The organism is Catenovulum adriaticum (genome assembly GCF_026725475.1).
Taxonomy (GTDB): domain Bacteria; phylum Pseudomonadota; class Gammaproteobacteria; order Enterobacterales; family Alteromonadaceae; genus Catenovulum; species Catenovulum adriaticum.
The window spans coordinates 356,373-377,885 of record NZ_CP109967.1; the positions used below are offsets into that span (position 1 = coordinate 356,373).

The window sequence follows — 21,513 nt, forward strand, 5'->3', positions numbered from 1 at the left end:
TAACAAATAAAGTAAATCCAAATTATATTCATCCTAATTTATAATTCAAAATAAATAACTAAATGACATACTTAAACTAAAACGATTGTACTGCACTAAAATTTAAAAATGCTAATATTAAATTAGCCACAGAGATAGCATAAATATCGCTTAGTTTAGACAAAGCCAATATAAAAGGTTTAATGGATGCAAATACCACCAATTCCTGATAACGAAATACAACGTTTAGACGCTTTGTATTCAACGCAGCTACTTGATAGCCTCCCAGAAGAAAGGTTTGATCGCATCACCCGTTTAGTTCAGCAATGTTTTGACGTACCAATTGCTTTAATTTCATTAGTTGATATGGACAGACAATGGTTTAAATCAAAACAGGGATTAAATGCATGCGAAACCCCTAGAGAAATTTCGTTTTGTGGCCATGCAATTGCCCAACAAGATATTTTTGAAATCCCTAATGCGCTAACAGATGAGCGTTTTAGTGATAACCCGTTAGTAACAAACGCACCCGCTATTCGGTTTTACGCAGGCATTCCATTAATTGTAAACCAAGAATCCATCGGTACCTTGTGTATCATTGATGATAAGCCAAAAAAGTTAACTTCCCAACAAAAGTCTCAGCTTTACGATTTTGCTCATTGTATCACCGAAGAAATCAATGCACGCAACGCGTTAAAATTAAGCCAAGAACTCATTGAGCACCGTGGCCGACTCAATAACATTTTACAAGCCATACCCGATTGTATTTTAGCCATTGACCGAGCCGGTTTTATTTTAGACAGTAACGAAAGTTTCAATCAAAGGTTTGAAATACAAAATACAACAGGTCAGCATATTTCATTAGTTATACCTCTTGAAATCTCTAACCAAATTATCGACTTAGCAGAGCAAGTTTTAAAAAACAAACCGGTTCAGCCAATTAACTGGCAGTATACCAATAAGCAACACAGCCACTATGACCTTGAGTTACAAGTTAACCAAATAACGGCTAGTGAAATACTGTTAATTATGCGTGATGTAACTGACTTTGTTCAAAGCCAACAATCACTTACAGTTCAAAAACAGCGTTTACAAGATATTATTAGCGGCACTAAAGTTGGAACTTGGGAATGGAATGTAAAAACCAGCCAAATAATCGTTAATGAACTTTGGGTTGAGCAATTAGGCTACCAACTTAATGAATTAGAGCCCATTACTTTTGAAACCTGCCGCAAGTTAATTCATCCTGATGATTTTGCTAACGTTGAATTTTTATTAAATCAGTGCTTTAACCGCCAACGCGAATTTTACGACTGCGAAATTAGAATGCAGCACAAAAAAGGGCACTGGGTTTGGTTGCATGACAGAGGTAAAGTGGTTAGCTGGAACCATGACAATACGGCAAAATTAATGTCGGGCACCCACACTGATATCTCTGAAAACAAACAGAATTTACACGAATTAGAGCAAAGCAATGCCTGGCGACGAGCCATTGTAGATAGCGCCCACTCATCAATTATTTCAACCGATATATCAGGGATTATTAAAAGTTTTAGCAAAGGGGCGGAAAACATGTTGGGTTATACTCAAGATGAAATCATTAACAAGCAAACGCCAGCCATTTTGCATGACTTTGACGAAATCGTAAGCCGCAGTCAAGACTTAACAAAAGAATTGGGTTACCCAATTAAAGCTGGCTTTGATACCTTTGTTGCAAAAGCTAGGTTGGGTGCGGTTGATGAAAACGAATGGACCTACATTAGTAAAGAAGGTCGCCGCATCCCAGTTTACTTATCTGTTACTCAAGTTTTAAACCGTGACGGTAAAGCGACAGGTTATTTAGGCATCGCCCGAGATATCAGCCAACAAAAGCAAACTCAGCAAGCTTTATTAGAAAGTGAAACCAGGCTCAGATCCTTGTTTGAGCTCTCTCCTATCGGAATTGCCTTAAATGATTTTAAAACTGGCCAATTTTTAGATGTTAACCAATCACTACTCACCTCCGCTGGTTACAAAAAAGCTGACTTTTTTAAACTTAGCTATTGGGATATTACCCCTGTTGAATATAAAGATGATGAAGAAAGACTCCTTCTTCAGCTAGCACAAACCGGCCAATATGGGCCTTATGAAAAAGAATATATTAATCAGTCAGGTAAACGCTACCCAGTATTACTCAAAGGGATATTAATTAAAGACAGTTCTGGTCGAGAGCTCATTTGGTCAATGGTTGAAGATATTTCTGAGCGTAAACAACAACAGGAAGTCACCAAAAACCTAACATCAAGATTAACCATAGCGACAGATGCAGCCAACGTAGGCATATGGGAACTCGATTTAATTAAAAATGAACTGGTATGGGATAGCACCATGCATCAGCTTTATGAAATTGACCCCACCCAATTTTCAGCCACTTTTGATACATGGCAACAAGCATTACATCCAGACGATCGTAGCGATAGTATTTTAAATGTTGATAAAGCCATTAAAGGCCTGCAAAAATTTGATACTTTGTTTAGAATAATTTGCCCTGGTAACAATATAAAGTGGATTAAAGCCGCAGCCGATGTGCAATACAATAAACAAGGCGAAGCCATTCGATTAATAGGCACAAATTGGGATGTTACCGAACGGATACTAAATGAGAAAAAGCTGCTTAAAGCAAAAGATGATGCCGAAGTAGCCGCCAAAGCCAAGAGTGAATTTTTGGCTAATATGAGCCATGAAATCAGAACACCCATGAACGGTGTTTTAGGCATGTTAGATATTGTTTTAAAATCACATACGCTCAAACCACAACAGCAACAACAAATTGAAATTGCACATTACAGCGCCACTTCGTTACTAGGAATTATTAACGATATTTTAGACTTTTCAAAAATAGAAGCTGGTAAATTAGATTTAGAACAAACCGAATTTAGCTTGCTTGATATATTTAGCCAAGTGACTGAATCTATGGTGAATATGGCATCTAAAAAGTCACTCAATTTAGTGCTTGATGTTTCACAAATGCCAGCCGATGTCGTCATTGGCGATCCAGCAAGATTAAAACAAATATTGTATAACCTAATTGGCAATGCGATTAAATTTACCGATAAAGGTGAAGTACGCATCAGCACAACAATAACTAAACCCAGTTTACAACAGTACCCAAATTCAAATAACACAACCTATGTACTTAGTTGTGCCATAACTGACACGGGTATTGGCATTCCAACCGATAAACTCAACTTGTTATTTGAAGCTTTTACCCAAGCAGATAGTTCAACCACTCGCCATTATGGCGGCACAGGTTTAGGTTTAACTATTGTGCAGAAATTATGTAAATTAATGAATGGTCATATCCAAGTTAACAGTCGTGTCGACCAGGGCAGTACGTTTGAATTTTCAGTTTTACTCGAAGACGCAGGCAAAACCTACCCGACTCCTTGGACTGGTATTAAAACCGCCATCATAAGCAACAACCAATCTTTCGCAACCACACTTAATAATCAACTAATCAAATTTGGTGCTGAAACCAGTTTATTAAAGCTCACTGAAATTGAACCTAATAGCGCACTACAATATGATTACTTGTTTATTGATCAACACCAACTAAAACAGTTAAGTGCATCAATAATTGATACCGCAAAACATAAAACCGAAATGGTTATATGTTTAACCGAGCTATCGGAGCCAAATAACCTTAAAAATGTATCTCAGTTTACTGAATTCGCTAAATTAACAGCGCCAATTACGCCTAACCAGTTGCTTCAATTACGTCCGCAAAAAAGCCTGTTAGATAAAGAATTAAGCGCTAAAAAGGTTCAAAACACTCAATTAAAAGGAAATGTATTACTGGCTGAAGACAACGAAATTAATCAATTAGTAGTGCAAGAAATATTATCTAAACTCGGTTTACAAAGCGTTAGTGTGGTTAACGGCAACCACGTAATTGAACAATTAAAAAGCATTCACAGTGCAAAATTTGATTTAATTTTAATGGACTGTCAAATGCCGGAATTAGACGGCTACCAGGCAACTATGGCTATTAGGCAAGGCGAGGCCGGTAAACACTACCAGAAAATTCCGATAGTGGCGCTTACTGCCCATGCAATGAAAGGTGATAGAGAAAAGTGTATTGCCGCAGGTATGAATGAATACATCACTAAACCGATTGAAAAAACAGATTTAATTGAAAAATTGTCATATTTTTTAAGTGACTCTGTATAAATTTAACAGTTTGGGATAACTGCTTGGATTAGACTCTAGCTTGTTTGCATTTGACGGTAGATTGAATTCACACTTAAATCCCGAAGATTTTCACCTTTGGCTTAGACAGTTTAAAATGATGTGTCAAAATTGGCTAGTCAGAAAGCGAGTATTTAAATCTAAGTTATCGTAATTTAATATTTTTAGGTGTGCTTTGTGTTATCAATTTTTTCATTTTCCATGTTTATACCCCGTTTTAGTTCTTTAAATCACGGACTCATGCCAACCAACGCGTTTTTTATCTGAACACCTCGGTTTGCTGGGATATAATATTTACATTAAAACAAAACAATTTTTGAATCTTTTACGCATACATAACTACGTTTTATTTAACCCACCCTATTAACGAGCAAATAAAACAAGCGCCTGCTTGTATTTAACCATTGTGAGTTTATTAGGCATCATTTTTGCGTAGATTTTACTCAGTTTATTATACAATTAATCTATTTTTTAAATCATCAACCGAGGGGATATTTATGTTTATACAAACCATCAAAACCTCTGGATTATCACATCTTTCATATTTTGTGGCCTCTAATAACCAGGCTGTGGTTATCGATCCAAGACGAGATATCGATGCCTATCTTAATCTTGCTAAAGAGCATGAGTGTCAGATAACGCATATAATTGAAACCCACCGCAATGAAGATTTAATTAGTGGTGCCCCGATCCTTGCTAAGTCGGTTGATGCACAAGTACTTCATGGTCCAAACGCGGATCAGGAAATTTCATACGCAACCACGGTTAAAGAAGGTTATCAACTCGACATAGGTGATCTCTCGCTAGAAGTAATAGAAACCCCAGGCCACACTAAAGATAGTATTAGCATTTTAGTATTTGATAAAGATTTTAACCAAGGCCCAGTTGGTATTTTTACTGGCGATACCCTGTTTATCGGAGATGTAGGACGAACAGATTTTTATCCGAGCGAAAGTGAACACGTAGCAGGCTTACTGTTTGATAGCTTACAAAAGATTAAAGACAAAGCCAGTATGTCAATTATATATCCCGCCCATGGCGCAGGTTCAGTTTGCGGTGAAGGGATGGCAGATAGAGAGTTTTCAACTGTACAACACGAAATGAAGAACAATCCGTTAATGCAAATTAATGATAAGTCAGCATTTATCCAAAAGAAAATTGCAGAGCATCACTACAAGCCCCCCTATTTTGCCGATATGGAGCAACTTAATGCCCAAGGCGCACCTAACTACTCAAGTTTTCAGGCAACTTCATCTGTTAATATTACGCAGCTGGAGAAAATGCGCCAACAAGGGCACGTTTTAATTGACGTCAGGCCAATAGAAGCATATCTAGGAGCTCATGTCCCTAATAGTTACAGTCTCCCACTTAATATGATAACGGCTTATGCGGGTTGGTTGTTCTCACTTAATGATAATATTGTAATTATTGCGAACGATCAAAGAATGGCTAGCTGTGCCGCATTACATTTTGCACGTATTGGATTTGATAATGTTAATGACTATTTTGCTACTAATATGGCAATGGTGGCAGCGACCGGCCATGATTTTGCTACATTAGATGTAATTGGTGCCGAACAAGTTAACCGTTTATTAGAAAGTGATTGGCAATTATTAGATGTTAGAAAAATAACCGAATATGAAAAAGCCCACATCGACTCCAGCGAACATATCTTCTTGGGGCATTTAGCTAATAAAATTTGTGAGATACCAAAAAGTGATAAATTAATAACCATGTGTGCAAGTGGGATTCGAGCGACCATTGCGGCCGCTTATTTGCAAGCGCAGGGATATCAAAATGTTAAAGTATTTTTAGGCTCTATGGGGGCTTGGAAAGCTAAAAATTATCCCACTACAAGTTGTAATTAAAAGTTGTAGTAAAAAATTATAGTTAAAAATCGACTCTAATAAATTACAAACCTAAATTTTGTTAATAAAGGCATACGTACGGGTTTACAATAATGTAAACCCGTATTTGTTAATTTTTAATTATGTCGGTAAATCGCCTCGTATTGATAAAAATGAGTTCGTCCGCCTCAAATTCATCAGAAATTTCTGAATTTAATGTCCATTTACCTTGGTTTGGTTGAGATAAGATGAGCGTACTAATTGCGATGAGTGTTTTTATACGGATTCACTATAAAATTTCCTATATATAGGTGAGTTTTGCTTGTTTTGAGCTTTTTGAAACAAGCTTTACCTTAAAATCTTAACATGGTTTTTATATAAATAACACAATTCAAATTTAAAAAAATAAATTAAATCTAACGTAAGCATTCATTAAGTGAATGTTTTGAGTGGGATAAACCTGTAAACTTAAGTTAACCTCAATTCGGGTATAAGGTGTATTCTAATTAATTGAATTATTTAACTTTATAGCTCTGCATGGCTTCTAACGAGAATTTTTTTGCGGGGACAAGGGAACTTACGCGTCAATAGCTAGCCTCGGCTTTGGTTCCGACGTCGCACTACCCCCCAGCTATGGAGGGTGTATAAAAAGGTACTTAACGCAGTCCCGTGAAAAAGACCGCTTGAAACATATTCATTAAACCGAGTTGAGGTTAATTTATAACAATAAGGCATCGTCAATTGGGTGAAAATGCGTAGCCGCATTCATTAAGCTAGCAGCGCTCAAGGCTGGAACACCATAAACTTCAACTGGAATCTGGTATTTACTGCGAATCTTATTAAGCAAAATATCAAAATCACCGTCTCCTGATACTAATACCATTAAATCTGATTCGGCTGCCGATTCCATCATATCAATCGTAATACCCACATCCCAATCACCTTTGGCCGAACCATCTGCGCGTTGGATAAAAGGTTTTAATTTAACGTCAAAGCCAATCGCTCTAAGAATCGTTTGAAACTGTTTTTGTTTAGTGTCATTGCGGTCAACAGCGTAAGCGTAGGCATTAATAATGGTGCCTTGAGCACTTATTTTTGCCCAAAATTTATTGTAATCAAAGTTCTTTTTATAGGCGCTACGGCTTGTATAATAAACGTTTTGTACATCAACAAAAATACTAATTTTTTTCATATATAAACAACTTTACCTTAGAATAGATTGAGCTTTTATTTATATTTAGATTTAAATTTTGAAGGCGAAAGCCCAACTTCTTGTTTAAAATTTTTGGAGAAATGATAAACATCTAAATAACCGGTTTTGTCTGCAATTTCTGAAATAGATAAGTTATTTAACAGTAATAATTGCTTAGCAAGCGAAATTCGTTTTTGCAAAATATAACGTTTAGGCGCAATATTAATCTGTTGTTTAAAACTACGCGAAAAATGCTCCGCGCTCATATTCATTTGTTCGGCCAGCAACTTTATAGATAACGTATCAGATAAATGCGCTTGAATATATTTTAGTACCGGCAAAAATCGCATATATCCAGACATTGCTTGCTGCTTAACTTGCTCAACAATATCATCTGCGAAGGGTAAAAGTAACTCAGTTAACAACATATTACGCTTTAGCAACGCTGCCACCTGCGCTTCGCCAGCATCAACAGACTCAGTAAGCTGTGTTAAACAAGCAAGCGTTTTATCAACCGAATCTACTTTTATTTCTTTAGGCTGAGCAAATAATGAGAATAAATCTAAATCCCCATCAATCAAAGCATGAAAATGCACCCAATAAAAAGATAAATGTTTAGCGCACGCATGTGATTTAAGTGAATAAGGTGGAATAAAATATAAATGGCCAGGCTTCATTACAATGTCAAAACCATCAAATTCTAAAACCGCTTCACCTTCTGTGACGTAATAAATACGGTTGTAATGATTTACAAATTGCGTACCCGTCCAACTACTATCAGTTTGCATATAATAAGCGTAATAAACATGCAGTCTTAACTCTGAAAACAAAGTATTAGCTGAAATATTGCTCCAAACAAAGCCCCCAGAGCCAGTTTCAAATTCATCTGCTAAATCCACTTTAATTCCTTATAAATTGAGTTTTAAATAACAAATTATTAAATAATTTCAACAAAAAAGAGTCTTTTCTCAAATAAATACAAAACGGCATTAAACCATAATTATATGATTTAAAATACTTTTAATTGATTATGTGATATCTCAGCCAACGCCAATATCAATTTTATACAAAAACAAGTCAAATATAGCAATTGTTACATATGATACACAAGGTTAACATTTAAAAATATTTGTTAATTTGAGATTGATATGGATTTAATTACCTTTTTTGGCCGTTTTCATGTTTTGGTACTGCATTTACCTATCGGTATTTTATTAATGGCAGCCGTTATTGAAATGAGCTGTGTTGCATTTAATAAACCTCGAACCAAAACTTTGAATACGATTTGGTTGTGGGGGCTTATTTCAGCTTGCGGTGCAGCGCTACTCGGTTATATGTTGTCGCTCTCTGGTGGCTATAGTGAAGAAGCGGTATTTACTCACAAAGCATGGGCATTTGCTGCCATTTTCTGCGCATTGATTTGTTGGATCTTTTTCTCTAAACAAGCCATCCAAACCGGTCCGAAAAAAACAGGGTTATCTGCGCTTATTTATAGTTTGTGCAGTGTTCAGTTATTTTTATTATTTTCGACCGGCCACTACGGGGCAAACATGACCCATGGTTCAACTTATTTATTTGAATACGCGCCTAATCCGGTAAGAACCTTAGCCGGTATGGAACCTCACGCTAAACCTCGACCTAAAGTAACTCAATTAGAACAAGCCGATGCTTATTTAGATATTGTAAAACCGATTTTGGAGCAGCGCTGTACAGGCTGTCACAATCCAGAAAAAAGCAAAGGCAAGTTAAACTTAACCACCCCTGAAAATATTTTTAAAGGCGGCCAATCTGGGCCTGCTGTGATTGCCTCTGATTTACATCAAAGTGAATTATATAAACGCATTACCCTTGATAGCCACGCCAAAAAGTTTATGCCTGCAGGCGGCAAGCCGCCATTAACTGACAACCAAGTTGCCACATTAGCTTGGTGGATTGAAAGTGGTGCGCCGGTGCAAACCACACTTGCAGATCTCACTTTATCTAAAAAAGCACGTTCTATTTTGTCTGTCAGTTTAGGGCTTGAGCAAGCCAAAGGGGGCTGGCCGCTACCAAAAATAGAGATGATTCCAAACGCCGTGGCTGAACAGTTAACCCAACAAGGTTTTATGATCAAACAAATAGCTAAGGACATTAACTACTTAGATATAGATTATTCAGTATCTCGCCAGCCATTAACCAACGAAGCGCTTAATGGCCTATTAAGTATAAAAGAGCATGTGGTGTGGTTAAATTTAGCTAACAGCCAAGTAAGCAATGAACAGTTAAAAGTGTTGGCTCAATTTCCTAATTTATTAAAACTGCATTTAGAAAAAAATCCGATTAGTGATCAAGGTATTGAGCATTTAACAACACTTAACCAATTACAGTATTTAAATTTGTATCGTACCAATATTACTAATACCTCACTTAATACATTAGCGTCGCTACCTAATCTTACTCGCTTATATACAGGTGAAACTAAAGTGACATCAAACACCAATGCGTCATTAGCGCCAAGTGTGTCAACCAGTGAAAAACAAAACAATAAGGGTTAAAAATGAAAGATATAAATCAAAGTAAAAGATCTTTTATTAAAAAAAGTTCAGCCATAGGCGCGGGACTCATGATGGCAAATATCAGCACATCTGTTCGTGCCCATGAACCCGAAAAGAAAAAACCCGCTCAAGCTGGTCGTTATGCGCATGGTCAAATTGTGGGTCATGGTGATTTTAAATACAAAATCAACTACCACTGGGGGGATTTGGACCCAGCTAAAACACCGGTTGAAAATTCACACGGCTTAGCGATTGATTCCAAAGGCCGGATTATTTTAGTCACCGACAGCGACGTAAATAACTTTATTATTTACAACAAAGACGGCAAATTATTAGACGCTTGGGGCACCCAATATCCAGGCGCTCATTCCGTTAAAGTGGTCAATGAAAACGGTGAAGACTTTATCTATATCGTTGATGGTGGTTGGGTACTAGATCGCAATCGAACCAGCAATAAATGGAAAGGAAAATGGTATAAACAATCTGGCTTTGTTTCGAAATTAACCATAGACGGAAAGTTAGTTTATACCTTAGGTCATCCCATGACAATTGGCATTTATGAACCAGGTCAGCCATTTCAACCCACTGACATTGCGATCGCACCCAACGGTGATTTGTATGTAACAGATGGTTATGGATCTGATTATGTTATTCAGTACGACAGCAATGGCCGCTATATTCGCCATTGGGGTGGATGGCAAAACAATGATTCCAGCCTAAATTTAAAAAATACCCATGGTATTGGCGTTGATTTACGTGACAAAAATAATCCTCACTTACTCATTAGTTCACGCGCAGAGCGTTGTTTAAAGCAGTATTCAATGTCAGGGGAATTTCTTCAAAATCTCGAGCTACCTGGGGCTTATGTGGGTGGTCCTATTTTTAAAGGAGATCACTTTTATGCCCCTGTTTGTTGGTCACATATTAATGGTAAACAAGCTGAAAACTCAGGCTTTATCACTATTTTAGATAAAAACAATAAAGTTGTCTCAAACCCCGGCGGTACTGAACCTGTTTACAAAAATGGCGTGCTGCAACCCATGCAAAGTACCTTTGATGTGTTTAATCATTGTCACGCAGTATGTGTAGATGATGACGAAAATTTGTATGTCGGCCAATGGAATGCCAATCAAGTTTATCCAATTAAGCTGGAGCGAATTTAATATGCATTTTAACCATACTCTTATCGCTAATTTAGCTAGCCTTAATTTAACGAAAAGTCGTGCCCTAAAAACGAGCTTAGTTTTATTATCGGGTGTGGCGCTTAGCGGTTGTTTTGATAATGCTGCATCAGAAGCAGAATTTGAAAAACCGATCCCTGATGTGGTCGATTTTAACTTTGACGTAAAGCCGATTTTGTCAGATACCTGTTTTTTGTGCCATGGTCCTGATAAAGAAAATGCAAAAGCAGGTTTGAGCTTAGATACGTTTGAACACGCAACAACGCATATGACCGATAATAACCAACCAGCTTTAGTTGCCGGCGATCCGGATGCATCAGAAATATTTCAGCGGATAAGCTCAGATGATCCTCAAATGATCATGCCACCCCCTAATTCTAATTTAAAACTTGATGCTCGCGAAAAAGCCATTATTAAAAAATGGATTGAACAAGGCGCTGAATATAAAAAACATTGGTCCTACATAAAGCCCGAAAAAAAATCCTTACCTGAAACAAAAAACACCGCGTGGGCAAATAACCCAATCGACCAATTTATTTTAAAGCAAATTGAAGATAATAAATTATCTCCTAATGATAAAGCCGATAAAGTCAGCTTAATTCGCCGCGTTAGTTTTGATTTAACTGGCTTACCCCCATCGGTGGAAGAAGTAGAACAATTTGTAAGCGATAAATCTGATAACGCATACGAAAAATTGGTTGACCGCCTAATTGCAAAACCGGCTTACGGCGAGCGCATGGCACAAGAATGGCTAGATGTTGCACGCTACGCCGATACTCATGGCTACAGCACAGATTATTATCGTGACATGTCACCCTACCGTGACTGGGTAATTGATAGCTTCAATCAAAACCGAAAATTTGACGAATTTATTACCTGGCAACTTGCCGGTGACTTATTACCTGACCCTACTGTTGAGCAAAGACTCGCGACTGCTTTTAACCGAGTTCATGCCCAAAATGGCGAAGGCGGGATAGTGAATGAAGAATTTAGAGTTGAATATGTAAAAGACAGAGTTCAAACCTTAGGCACAGGTTTATTAGGGTTAACCATGCACTGCGCGCAATGTCATGATCATAAATACGACCCTATTTCGGCTAAAGCCTATTATCAAACCGGTGCATTTTTTAATAGCGTGGATGAATCTGGACAAATTTCGTACGATGCTAACGATATTCCAGTGCCTACCATGTTAATGCCAACTGATGAGCAAAAACAGACACTCGCCCAACTTGAAGCAGAAGTAGCAAACAAAAATAAGGCACTTGAGCAATTAGTACAAAACAATCACGCTGAATTTGAAAGCTGGTATCAGCAAATCAACGCTGATAAATCAGCTAAAAATAAACTAGATACAAGCGCCGATGATGCATTAATCGCCCACTATCCACTTTCAAAAAGTGATAACAATCAAAAAATCAGCAACAAAGTTAACGCAAAACAGCCGGGTAAAGTTATTTTTGGCTCAAATATCAAAAAGAAAGAAGGTCCAGCGATGCAATATTGGCCTGCAACGGTTACAAACCAAGCCAATGATGATCGCCAAGCCATTTTGTTAAATGGTGATGATCCACTTTATTTTCCTGATTTAAATGACTTTAAACGTTCACAACCTTTTACCGTTAGCATAGAAACCTGGTTGCCAGAAGCGCTTAAAGAAGGCGTATTATTTCATTACAACAAAGCTGGGATTTTATATAACTTTAAAGGTTTTGATGTTGGGATTGAAGATAACCACTGGCATGTTCGCTTAGCGCATACTTATCCGTTTAACTCAATTTCACTAAAATCAGTTAAACCAGCAGCACGTGAACAATGGCTTAGTGTCGCATTTTCTTACGACGGCTCTTCAAGCGCAAGCGGGGTTAAGTTTTACATCAATGGCGAACCTGTCGAGATGCGCATAGAGCGGGATAATTTGTATAAAGAAATTAAACACACCCGCGAGTCTGTATTAAAAGAAATTGCACTTAAAGTTGGTGCAAGATGGCGAAGCCGAGGGGTCGCAAACGCTTTTGTAGATAATTTAAAAGTGTTTAACCGTGGCTTAACGGATGTTGAATTAACGTCTGTGACCGGTGGAAATGGTTTAGCGAGCGCAACAAAAGAACAATTATTTGAATATTATAACGCCAAATTAAGTCCTAGTTACAAAACGGCAATGGCTCAATTAACACAAGCCAGACAAGCCTATAGCGCGGCTAAAGAGTCGGTGCAAGAAGTGATGGTAATGAAGGATATGCAAACCCCACGACAAGCTTATATTTTATTACGAGGCGGTTATGCAAACCACGGTGAACCAGTTGAACCCGGTGTGCCTGAAACGGTATTACCTTTTGATGAAAACTGGCCTAGAAACCGTTTAGGCTTAGCAAAATGGATTACCAGTAAAGACAATCCATTAGTGTCTCGAGTTGTGATTAACCGTTATTGGCAAATGCTATTTGCAAACGGCATAGTGCGCACCCCTGAAGACTTTGGTAACCAAGGCAAGCGCCCTACTCATCCAGCATTATTAGATTGGTTAGCCGTTGAATTTGTTGAATCTGGTTGGGACGTAAAACACATGATAAAACTCATGGTGATGTCGTCAACTTATCAGCAATCGTCAAAAATTAGTGAAACCTTAGCGCAAAAAGATCCCGAAAATACCTTATTTGCCAGAGCACCCAGCGCGCGATTAACCGCAGAAATGTTACGCGACAACGTATTGGCTGCCAGTGGTTTATTAGTTGATCGCGTAGGTGGAAAAAGTGTGCATCCGTATCAACCTAAAGGCATTTGGAAAATGAATAATATGGATTACGAGCAAGGCCATGGCGAAGCGCTATACAGACGCAGCATGTATACCATTTATAAACGTAGTGCGCCGCCGCCAAATATGACTAACTTTGATGCGCCTATGCGTGGTCATAGTATTGGGGTTCGCCAAGCAACCAATACACCATTACAAGCGTTAACTTTATTAAATGATCCACAAGTTGTTGAAGCAAGCCGAGTATTAGCCAGTAACGTTATGGCGGCTCAACCAGATGTAAACAAACAGCTTAATCAGGTGTTTAAAAAGTTAACTAGCCGTTCAGCGAGCGATACTGAGCTTAAAATTTTAAATCAAATGTATCAGGATATTTTAGCTTCGTTTAATCAAAACCCAGATAAAGCCAACGCGTTATTAAAAGTCGGCGAAACCCAAGTAGCAAACGATTTAGATACGATTCAATTAGCTGCATTGAGTTCAGTTAGCAATATGTTAGTTAGCCACGACGCTGCTGTTATTAAGCGCTAATCAGGAGTAAATTAAGATGACACAATTTAACAGACGTCAATTTTTAACAGGGGCTGCGGCAGGTTTAGGTACAGCTGCTTTAGCATCTGTACCTAATGTGGCGATGGCCAAAGACTTATCGTCAGTTTTAAAACCTGAGCAAAACCCAGAGATAAACGGAATTTTAGGTAAACCTCATATTCCAGCAAAAGCCAAACGCGTCATTTATTTGTTTCAAAGTGGCGGGCCATCTCAGCTTGAAACTTTTGATTACAAGCCCACGTTAAATAAAATGCACGGACAAGAATTACCGGCAGAAGTTCGAGGCGGCCAGGTATTAACTGGGATGAGCGCCCAGCAATCATCACTGCCGCTAGCCGGTTCTATTTACGGATTTGATCAGCACGGTGACTCTGGCGCTTGGGTCAGTGAGCTGATGCCCCATACCGCTAAAATTGTGGATGATCTTTGCTTTGTAAAATCAATGCACACCGACCAAATTAATCATGATCCAGCCATTACGTTTTTACAAACTGGGTTTCCAATAGCAGGTCGCCCAAGTATTGGTGCTTGGCTTAATTATGCGTTAGGTACAGACAATAACACTTTACCCGGCTTTATCGTTATGGTGTCAACCAATGCCGGTGGCCAGCCTTTATATTCAAGATTATGGGGCAATGGATTTTTACCTTCAATTCACCAAGGGGTACAATTTAGAGGGGGTAAAGACCCAGTATTATATTTAAACAATCCCCCTGGGCTTGATTTAAAAGATCGCTCACAACTCATGCAGCATCTTAAAAAATTAAACGAAGAAGCATACGCACAATGGCACGATCAGGAAATTCAATCACGAATTGCACAATATGAGATGGCCGAGCGGATGCAATCATCTATTCCAGATGTGACTGATTTTTCTGACGAGCCTGAATGGGTGTTTGAAATGTATGGCCCTGATTCACGTAAACCCGGTACTTATGCCGCCAATTGTCTATTAGCGCGTCGTTTAGCTGAACGAAATGTTAAATTTACTCAGCTTTATCACCAAGGGTGGGATCAGCACGACAACCTGCCTGGGGGCATTAAAAATCAGTGTAAAAATACCGATCAGGCCTCAGCTGCATTAGTAACGGATTTAAAACAACGCGGCTTATTAGATGACACTTTAGTAGTTTGGGGCGGCGAATTTGGTCGAACTAACTATTCTCAAGGTAAATTAACTGAAACCAATTATGGACGAGATCATCACCCTGGCTGTTTTACTATGTGGATGGCTGGCGGCGGTGTTAAAGCAGGCTTCAGCCATGGTGAAACAGATGAGTTTGGCTACAATATCACTAAAGATCCAGTCCATGTTCATGATTTTCAGGCAACCTTGCTACATTTAATGGGAATCGATCACGAAAAATTAACCTATAAATACCAAGGGCGCCGTTTTAGGTTAACCGATGTACACGGCAAAATAATTAAGCCTATACTAGCATAGGAAACCAGCATCAATACCTAAGGTGTATTGATGCTTGGAGTACAAATTTTGTTCTAACTAAACGCTTTTTAATCGCGACGCGAGATAGATAGCACAGTTATTCTCGACAATATCGAGCACAACTACCGCACCCTGTTCACGCTAAGTACCTGCATCCATGCAGGCAACAAAGAGCAAAAAGCGTTTAGAACAAACCCGAAGGGCTGCCTATACAGCGGTCTAACTGGCTGGCTTAACCCAACCTCAAATAGTCTAATGCTATTGCCTTTAGGTTATTGCACGTTAAGCTATTGATACAAAGCGACTCACCGCTTTCAGTTTAAGTAGCCTGAATTCTGGATAAGTAACTTCAGGTAGAAAATATCAACGCTTTTTTAGCGGTTTGATATTTCGCCATCACATTATTTTTAAATAAAATTCACATTTGCTCTTTAATTTTATATGAAAATGTGATTTTATATACAAATATAAAGTGAATATTGGAGTATAAATGAGTACAACAACCAAAAATCCGGACGATAATCTCGATAACGTCTCTCAAACCAGTAAGCCACCGATTATCGAAAAACGATATTGGTTTTCATTTGTTTTAGTCGCATCACTTTTCCCGCTATGGGGTTTTGCAAACGATATTACCAACCCTTTGGTTAAAGCATTTAAAGATATATTTTTAATTTCAAATGCTCAAAGTAGCATGGTGCAATTCGCATTTTATTTAGGCTATGGCATTATGGCGATTCCAGCCGCCATATTTATTCGAAAATACAGTTACAAATCAGGCATTTTGCTAGGGTTGGCTTTATATGCAATTGGCGCTACTTTGTTTATTCCTGCCAGTGTTTATATGGAATTTTATTTCTTTTTAGCGGCATTATGGATATTAACCTGCGGTTTAGCTTTATTAGAAACCACGGCAAACCCTTATGTGCTTTCTATGGGTCATCCAGATACCTCAACCCAAAGATTAAATTTAGCCCAAGCATTCAATCCTATTGGTTCATTAACCGGCATGTTTATCGCCTCAACTTTTATATTAAACAAATTACAAGTTGAAGAGTTTAGACAAGCTGAAAAAGCCGCTCATCCTGAATACGCAAATATGTTGCCTTCTGATGTTGACGCGCAATTAGTTCAGGCATTAAATGACTTTTCAGTTAACGAACCCGTTGCTCACAAAGCAATGCAAGCTGCAGATTTAGCAACTGTAAAAGGGCCTTATGTGGCTATTGCTGTGGTGGTTGCTATTGTATTTTTAGGATTTTTATTTAGTAAATTACCAAGCACTATTAGCCATAAAAACGATTTTACGGTTGATGAATTTAAAGCCACATTTAAGCGTTTATTAAGCAATGGCCGCTACATTGAAGGTGTTATCGCACAAGCTTTTTATGTTGGCGCACAAATAATGTGTTGGACCTTTATTATTCATTACGGCATGACATCAGTCGGTTTAAGCGCAGGCGAAGCACAAAGTTATAATATGATTGCTATGGGTATCTTTTTGGCGAGTCGCTTTATCTGTACCTTTTTATTAGGCTTTATTCGCCCGGGCCAACTATTAATGGTATTGGCAGCAGGCGGCATTGCTTTAACTTCTGGCGTAATCTTTTTAGGTGGAATGCCAGGTTTGTACTGCTTAATTGGGGTATCTGCTTGTATGTCGCTTATGTTCCCTACCATTTATGGTATTGCATTAAAAGGTTTAGGCGACGATGCAAGTCTAGGTTCAGCTGGTTTAGTGATGGCAATTGTAGGCGGCGCATTAATGCCACCTATGCAAGGTGCTTTAATTGACGGCAGTTCAATTATTGGTGATATTCCAAGCGTACAAACCTCATTTTTCTTACCGATGATTTGTTTTGTCATGATCGCACTATATGGCTTTAGAGCTCATGTAAAATATAAAGCTTAAACGCCATTAGGTTAACCTTGAAACCGCTTAAATAAATTAGGCTAAGTCCTATCACTTTATTAAGCGGTTTTTTGTTTTTCTACAAATCTCAATTTAACAATAACCTCAAGTATCTCGCTCCCTTTTAATATATCGCATTCACGGATTTTATTAGCTGTTTGCACAAAACCATTTTACACTTGTTAATATTTTTCATATCTGGGATGAACTTTTGTCATTAATTAGCCATTTTCAATCAGCAATCGGTGTAACTGGCCCTGTTTTAATAATTTTAGTCATGGGCATGTTTTTAAAAAGAATCGCTTTGCTTAATGCAAATTTTGTCCAGATTGGTAATAAATTAGTCTTTAATGTGGCTTTGCCCAGTTTATTATTTTTAAGCACAGGGTCAGGGTCTATTACCCAAAATTTAAATTTACCTTTAGTTATTTATGCCGTTTTAGCGACGGTTGCTTCTGTGCTTGTGGTTTGGTTAATTGCGCGTTCGACACTTGAGGCTTCAAAAGTTGGCGTATTTACTCAATGTGCTTTTCGCGGCAATATGGGCATTATTGGTTTAGCCCTGTGTGTTAATGCATTTGGTGATCAGGTGGTTGCAAAAGCCGCGGTATATCTTGCGTTTTTAACCATTGTTTATAACCTGCTATCGGTTTTATTATTAAGTAACTCAAAATCTAACGTACTTAAAAAAATAGCCAAAAACCCATTAATTATTGCAATTGTCTGCGGTGGTGCCTGGTCATTGCTAAAAATACCAATGCCGAATGTCATGCAATTGTCACTTGGTTACTTATCTCAACTAACATTGCCGCTTGCCTTGTTATGCATAGGTGCCAGCTTAGATTGGCATAGCTTTAAAGCAAATCATCAACAAGCGTTAGCGGCCACTTGCTTAAAATTAATTATTTTGCCTGCCAGTATTGTTGTCATAGGTATTTATTTAAATTTTGCGCCTGAAGCGCTAGGCATTTTATTTTTAATGATGGCGACACCCACCGCAGCGGCAGCTTATGTTATGAGTAAGCAAATGACAGAGCATGGTAATTTAGCCGCTGAAATAATCACACTCTCAACTGCATTAAGCCCACTCACTGTAACTCTAGGACTTATTGTACTCAGCTACTTTGAATATATACCTAGCTAACTTAGCTGATTAACGACCAAATAGTTAACTAGTTATCATTAATGAAGCACACTTATACATATAAGCCATAAATAAATTGAGCTTAACAATCAAATCAGTCTAAAATTAAGGTTATCTATATTCATTCTAATTGATAAACGGATTTATCCAATAAAGCTTAACTGAGTCTGCTTTTGATAAAATTTGTTTTTCATATTGGAGTTATTTGCATTATCTATTTGTTCACGATGCAAACGAGCTTTGCTCAACCCCAATTAACTTATTATACTGAAAACTACCCCCCTTCTAATTATTTAGAAAACGGTAAACTGACCGGTGTTTCAGTTGAAACCCTAAAAGCAATTTGGCAACAACTCAATATACCCGCCCAACCTATTCATTTAGTTCCGTGGGCTCGTGGTTATAAGATTGTCGAGAACACCCCAAATACGGTGCTATTTACAATGGCAAAAACAAAAGCCAGAACACCTCATTTTAAATGGGTAGGGCCTTTGTATATCGCAGAGCATTTATTGATTTCTGGTAAGCAGTTTAAGGCTAAAATTAATTCAATGTCCGATGTTTACAGCTACTCAATAGCTGCAATCAAATCTGATATTTCGGAAATCACGCTAATAAAAAAAGGCGTGCCTAACGAAAAAATTGTTAGAATTAGTCAGTTACGGCAAGGTATATTAATGCTCACCAACGACCGCATAGATTTAATGATTATCTCTCGCTCTGCTTTAGGTAACCTATTAAAAAACCACCAAATTAAAGAATCAGACATTCAAATTGTCTATTCGGTAAATCGTTTAGGTAACTACTTTGCTTTTCATAAAGATACGCCAAATAATCTGATTGACCAATTCCAGAGCACATTTGATCAAATTTATCCTATCCGGAAAAAAATTAATAAAAAATACAAGTTACTGACACCCGAACTTGGTATTCAATAACAACAAACAGTATACTGCACGCCATTGTTATCCAACTTGAATAATCTCCTTATGCCAAACACTGTGCAAAAAATTGTGCTCGCCACCGGAAACCAAGGTAAAGTAAAAGAATTAAATCAAATGCTGGCCACAGCCAATATCGAAATAATTGCTCAGACTAAACTCAATGTCGTTGAAGCAGAAGAAACTGGTTTAAGCTTTATAGAGAATGCAATTTTAAAAGCACGTAACGCATGCCAGCAAACAGGATTACCCGCGATTGCCGATGATTCAGGCTTAGAAGTAGATTATTTAAAAGGTGCGCCCGGCATTTATTCATCGCGTTATGCAGGCGTATCAGCCAGCGATCAGCAAAATCTTGAAAAGTTGCTCAATGCGCTTAAGTCAGTTCCTGAATCACAACGAACCGCAAAATTTCAATGTGTACTGGTTTACATGCGCCATGAATATGACCCAACACCTATTATTTGCCAAGGCAGCTGGGCTGGTCGTATTACAACACAGGCCTATGGTGATAATGGCTTTGGATACGACCCAATTTTTTGGGTTAGCGACCATAACTGCACCAGCGCGCAATTAGATTCAAGCGTTAAAAATAAAATTAGCCACCGAGCAAAAGCACTCGCACAACTAAAACAACTTGATTTAAGGGTTGCGCCATAAATATGCATTTACCCCCGCTTAGTTTATATATTCATATTCCATGGTGCGTGCAAAAATGTCCTTATTGCGACTTTAATTCACATGCGGTTAAAAGCCCGATTCCAGAAGATGAATATATCCAGTGTTTGATAGAAGATTTATTACAAGACAAACACTTAGCCCAAGGCCGGAGCGTTCAAAGCATTTTTTTTGGTGGTGGCACACCTAGCATTTTTAGTGCCCACGGGATAAAAAAAATATTGAATGGGGTGAGCTCAATTTTAAATTTGGCTGATGATTGTGAAATTACCTTAGAAGCAAACCCTGGAACTTTTGAAATTGAAAAGTTTAAAGGTTTTAAAGACGCGGGCGTTAATCGGTTTTCTATCGGTGTACAAAGCTTACAAAGCCAACAACTAAACTTATTAGGTCGAATTCATAACCCTGAAGAAGCAAAAGCCGCGGCCAAATTAGCAGCGAATATTGGCTTATCATCATTTAATCTCGATTTAATGCATGGTTTGCCACAGCAGTCGCTCAAGCATGCTTTAGCTGACTTGCAGCAAGTTATAGAATTAAACCCGCAACATATTTCTTGGTACCAATTAACCATTGAAGAGAACACTTTATTTGCCTCTAAGCCACCCAAATTGCCAGGTGATGATGTTTTATGGACCATCCAATCAGAAGGGCAAAAACTACTCGCTAAACATGGGTACCACCAATACGAAATCAGCGCCTATGCTAAGCCTGGATTTGAATCTAAACATAATTTAAATTACTGGCGATTTGGCGATTATTTAGCAATTGGTTGCGGCGCCCACGGCAAAGTAACCTTAGCCGAGTCAAAACAAATTATGCGTTATGAAAAAGTAAAGCATCCAAAAGGCTATTTAGCGGCTGGAACTGAATACACATATCGTGCTAAATATATCGAGCCAGATGACTTGCCATTTGAATTTGTAATGAACCGGTTTAGATTACAAGAAAAATGCGCCAAGTCAGACCTATACCAATATACAGGACTACAGCCAGAACAAATAAAAACGATGATGCAACAGGCAATTGATAAAGGCTTGGTCAGTGAAACATCGACCGACTGGACAGTCACGCCACACGGGCATAGATACTTAAATGACTTGTTAAGTATTTTTATTTAATTTAGC

Annotated in this window: 13 protein-coding genes; 11 read left to right on the forward strand and 2 right to left on the reverse strand. The window is 38.1% G+C overall.

Annotated elements, in window-relative coordinates:
* Window positions 1–186 precede the first annotated feature (186 nt).
* Together OLW01_RS17410 and OLW01_RS17415 are read left to right on the forward strand one after the other, a co-directional pair.
* Complete coding sequence (locus OLW01_RS17410) at window positions 187–4,188, forward strand: PAS domain S-box protein (RefSeq protein ID WP_268076776.1); 4,002 nt, start codon at window positions 187–189, stop codon at window positions 4,186–4,188.
* 515 nt (window positions 4,189–4,703) lie between these two features.
* Window positions 4,704–6,074, forward strand: a complete 1,371-nt coding sequence (locus OLW01_RS17415) for an MBL fold metallo-hydrolase (RefSeq protein ID WP_268076777.1) — start codon at window positions 4,704–4,706, stop codon at window positions 6,072–6,074.
* Between the two features lie 697 nt (window positions 6,075–6,771).
* On the opposite strand, the gene OLW01_RS17420 is transcribed toward OLW01_RS17415, so the two are convergent.
* Both OLW01_RS17420 and OLW01_RS17425 read right to left on the reverse strand, forming a co-directional pair.
* Window positions 6,772–7,245 (reverse strand): NYN domain-containing protein, encoded by a 474-nt coding sequence (locus OLW01_RS17420; RefSeq protein WP_268076778.1) that lies wholly within the window; start codon window positions 7,243–7,245, stop codon window positions 6,772–6,774.
* A gap of 35 nt (window positions 7,246–7,280) precedes the next feature.
* Window positions 7,281–8,144 carry an AraC family transcriptional regulator gene (locus tag OLW01_RS17425; protein WP_268076779.1) on the reverse strand — a complete coding sequence of 288 codons (864 nt, stop codon included), beginning with the start codon at window positions 8,142–8,144 and terminating at the stop codon, window positions 7,281–7,283.
* Between the two features lie 249 nt (window positions 8,145–8,393).
* On the opposite strand from OLW01_RS17425, the gene OLW01_RS17430 reads away from it, so the two are divergent.
* The 9 genes from OLW01_RS17430 (at window position 8,394) to hemW (ending at window position 21,507) form a co-directional block, all read left to right on the forward strand.
* Window positions 8,394–9,779, forward strand: a complete 1,386-nt coding sequence (locus tag OLW01_RS17430; protein WP_268076780.1) for a c-type cytochrome domain-containing protein — start codon at window positions 8,394–8,396, stop codon at window positions 9,777–9,779.
* Between the two features lie 2 nt (window positions 9,780–9,781).
* Window positions 9,782–10,942, forward strand: coding sequence for an NHL repeat-containing protein (locus OLW01_RS17435; RefSeq protein ID WP_268076781.1), 1,161 nt, complete (start codon window positions 9,782–9,784; stop codon window positions 10,940–10,942).
* Complete coding sequence (locus tag OLW01_RS17440) at window positions 10,869–14,246, forward strand: DUF1553 domain-containing protein (RefSeq protein ID WP_268076782.1); 3,378 nt, start codon at window positions 10,869–10,871, stop codon at window positions 14,244–14,246. The genes OLW01_RS17435 and OLW01_RS17440 overlap by 74 nt, the downstream gene beginning before the upstream one ends.
* Before the next feature lie 16 nt (window positions 14,247–14,262).
* Complete coding sequence (locus OLW01_RS17445; protein WP_268076783.1) at window positions 14,263–15,711, forward strand: DUF1501 domain-containing protein; 1,449 nt, start codon at window positions 14,263–14,265, stop codon at window positions 15,709–15,711.
* A gap of 490 nt (window positions 15,712–16,201) precedes the next feature.
* Complete coding sequence (fucP, locus tag OLW01_RS17450; protein WP_268076784.1) at window positions 16,202–17,623, forward strand: L-fucose:H+ symporter permease; 1,422 nt, start codon at window positions 16,202–16,204, stop codon at window positions 17,621–17,623.
* Between the two features lie 211 nt (window positions 17,624–17,834).
* Window positions 17,835–18,767 (forward strand): AEC family transporter, encoded by a 933-nt coding sequence (locus tag OLW01_RS17455; protein WP_268076785.1) that lies wholly within the window; start codon window positions 17,835–17,837, stop codon window positions 18,765–18,767.
* Between the two features lie 227 nt (window positions 18,768–18,994).
* Window positions 18,995–19,705 carry a substrate-binding periplasmic protein gene (locus OLW01_RS17460; RefSeq protein WP_268076786.1) on the forward strand — a complete coding sequence of 237 codons (711 nt, stop codon included), beginning with the start codon at window positions 18,995–18,997 and terminating at the stop codon, window positions 19,703–19,705.
* Between the two features lie 63 nt (window positions 19,706–19,768).
* On the forward strand, window positions 19,769–20,368 hold the full coding sequence (gene rdgB, locus OLW01_RS17465; RefSeq protein ID WP_268077299.1) for an RdgB/HAM1 family non-canonical purine NTP pyrophosphatase: 600 nt from the start codon (window positions 19,769–19,771) through the stop codon (window positions 20,366–20,368).
* A gap of 2 nt (window positions 20,369–20,370) precedes the next feature.
* A complete protein-coding gene (gene hemW, locus OLW01_RS17470) occupies window positions 20,371–21,507 on the forward strand; it encodes a radical SAM family heme chaperone HemW (protein WP_268076787.1) in 1,137 nt (378 codons plus the stop codon).
* Window positions 21,508–21,513: the final 6 nt, after the last annotated feature.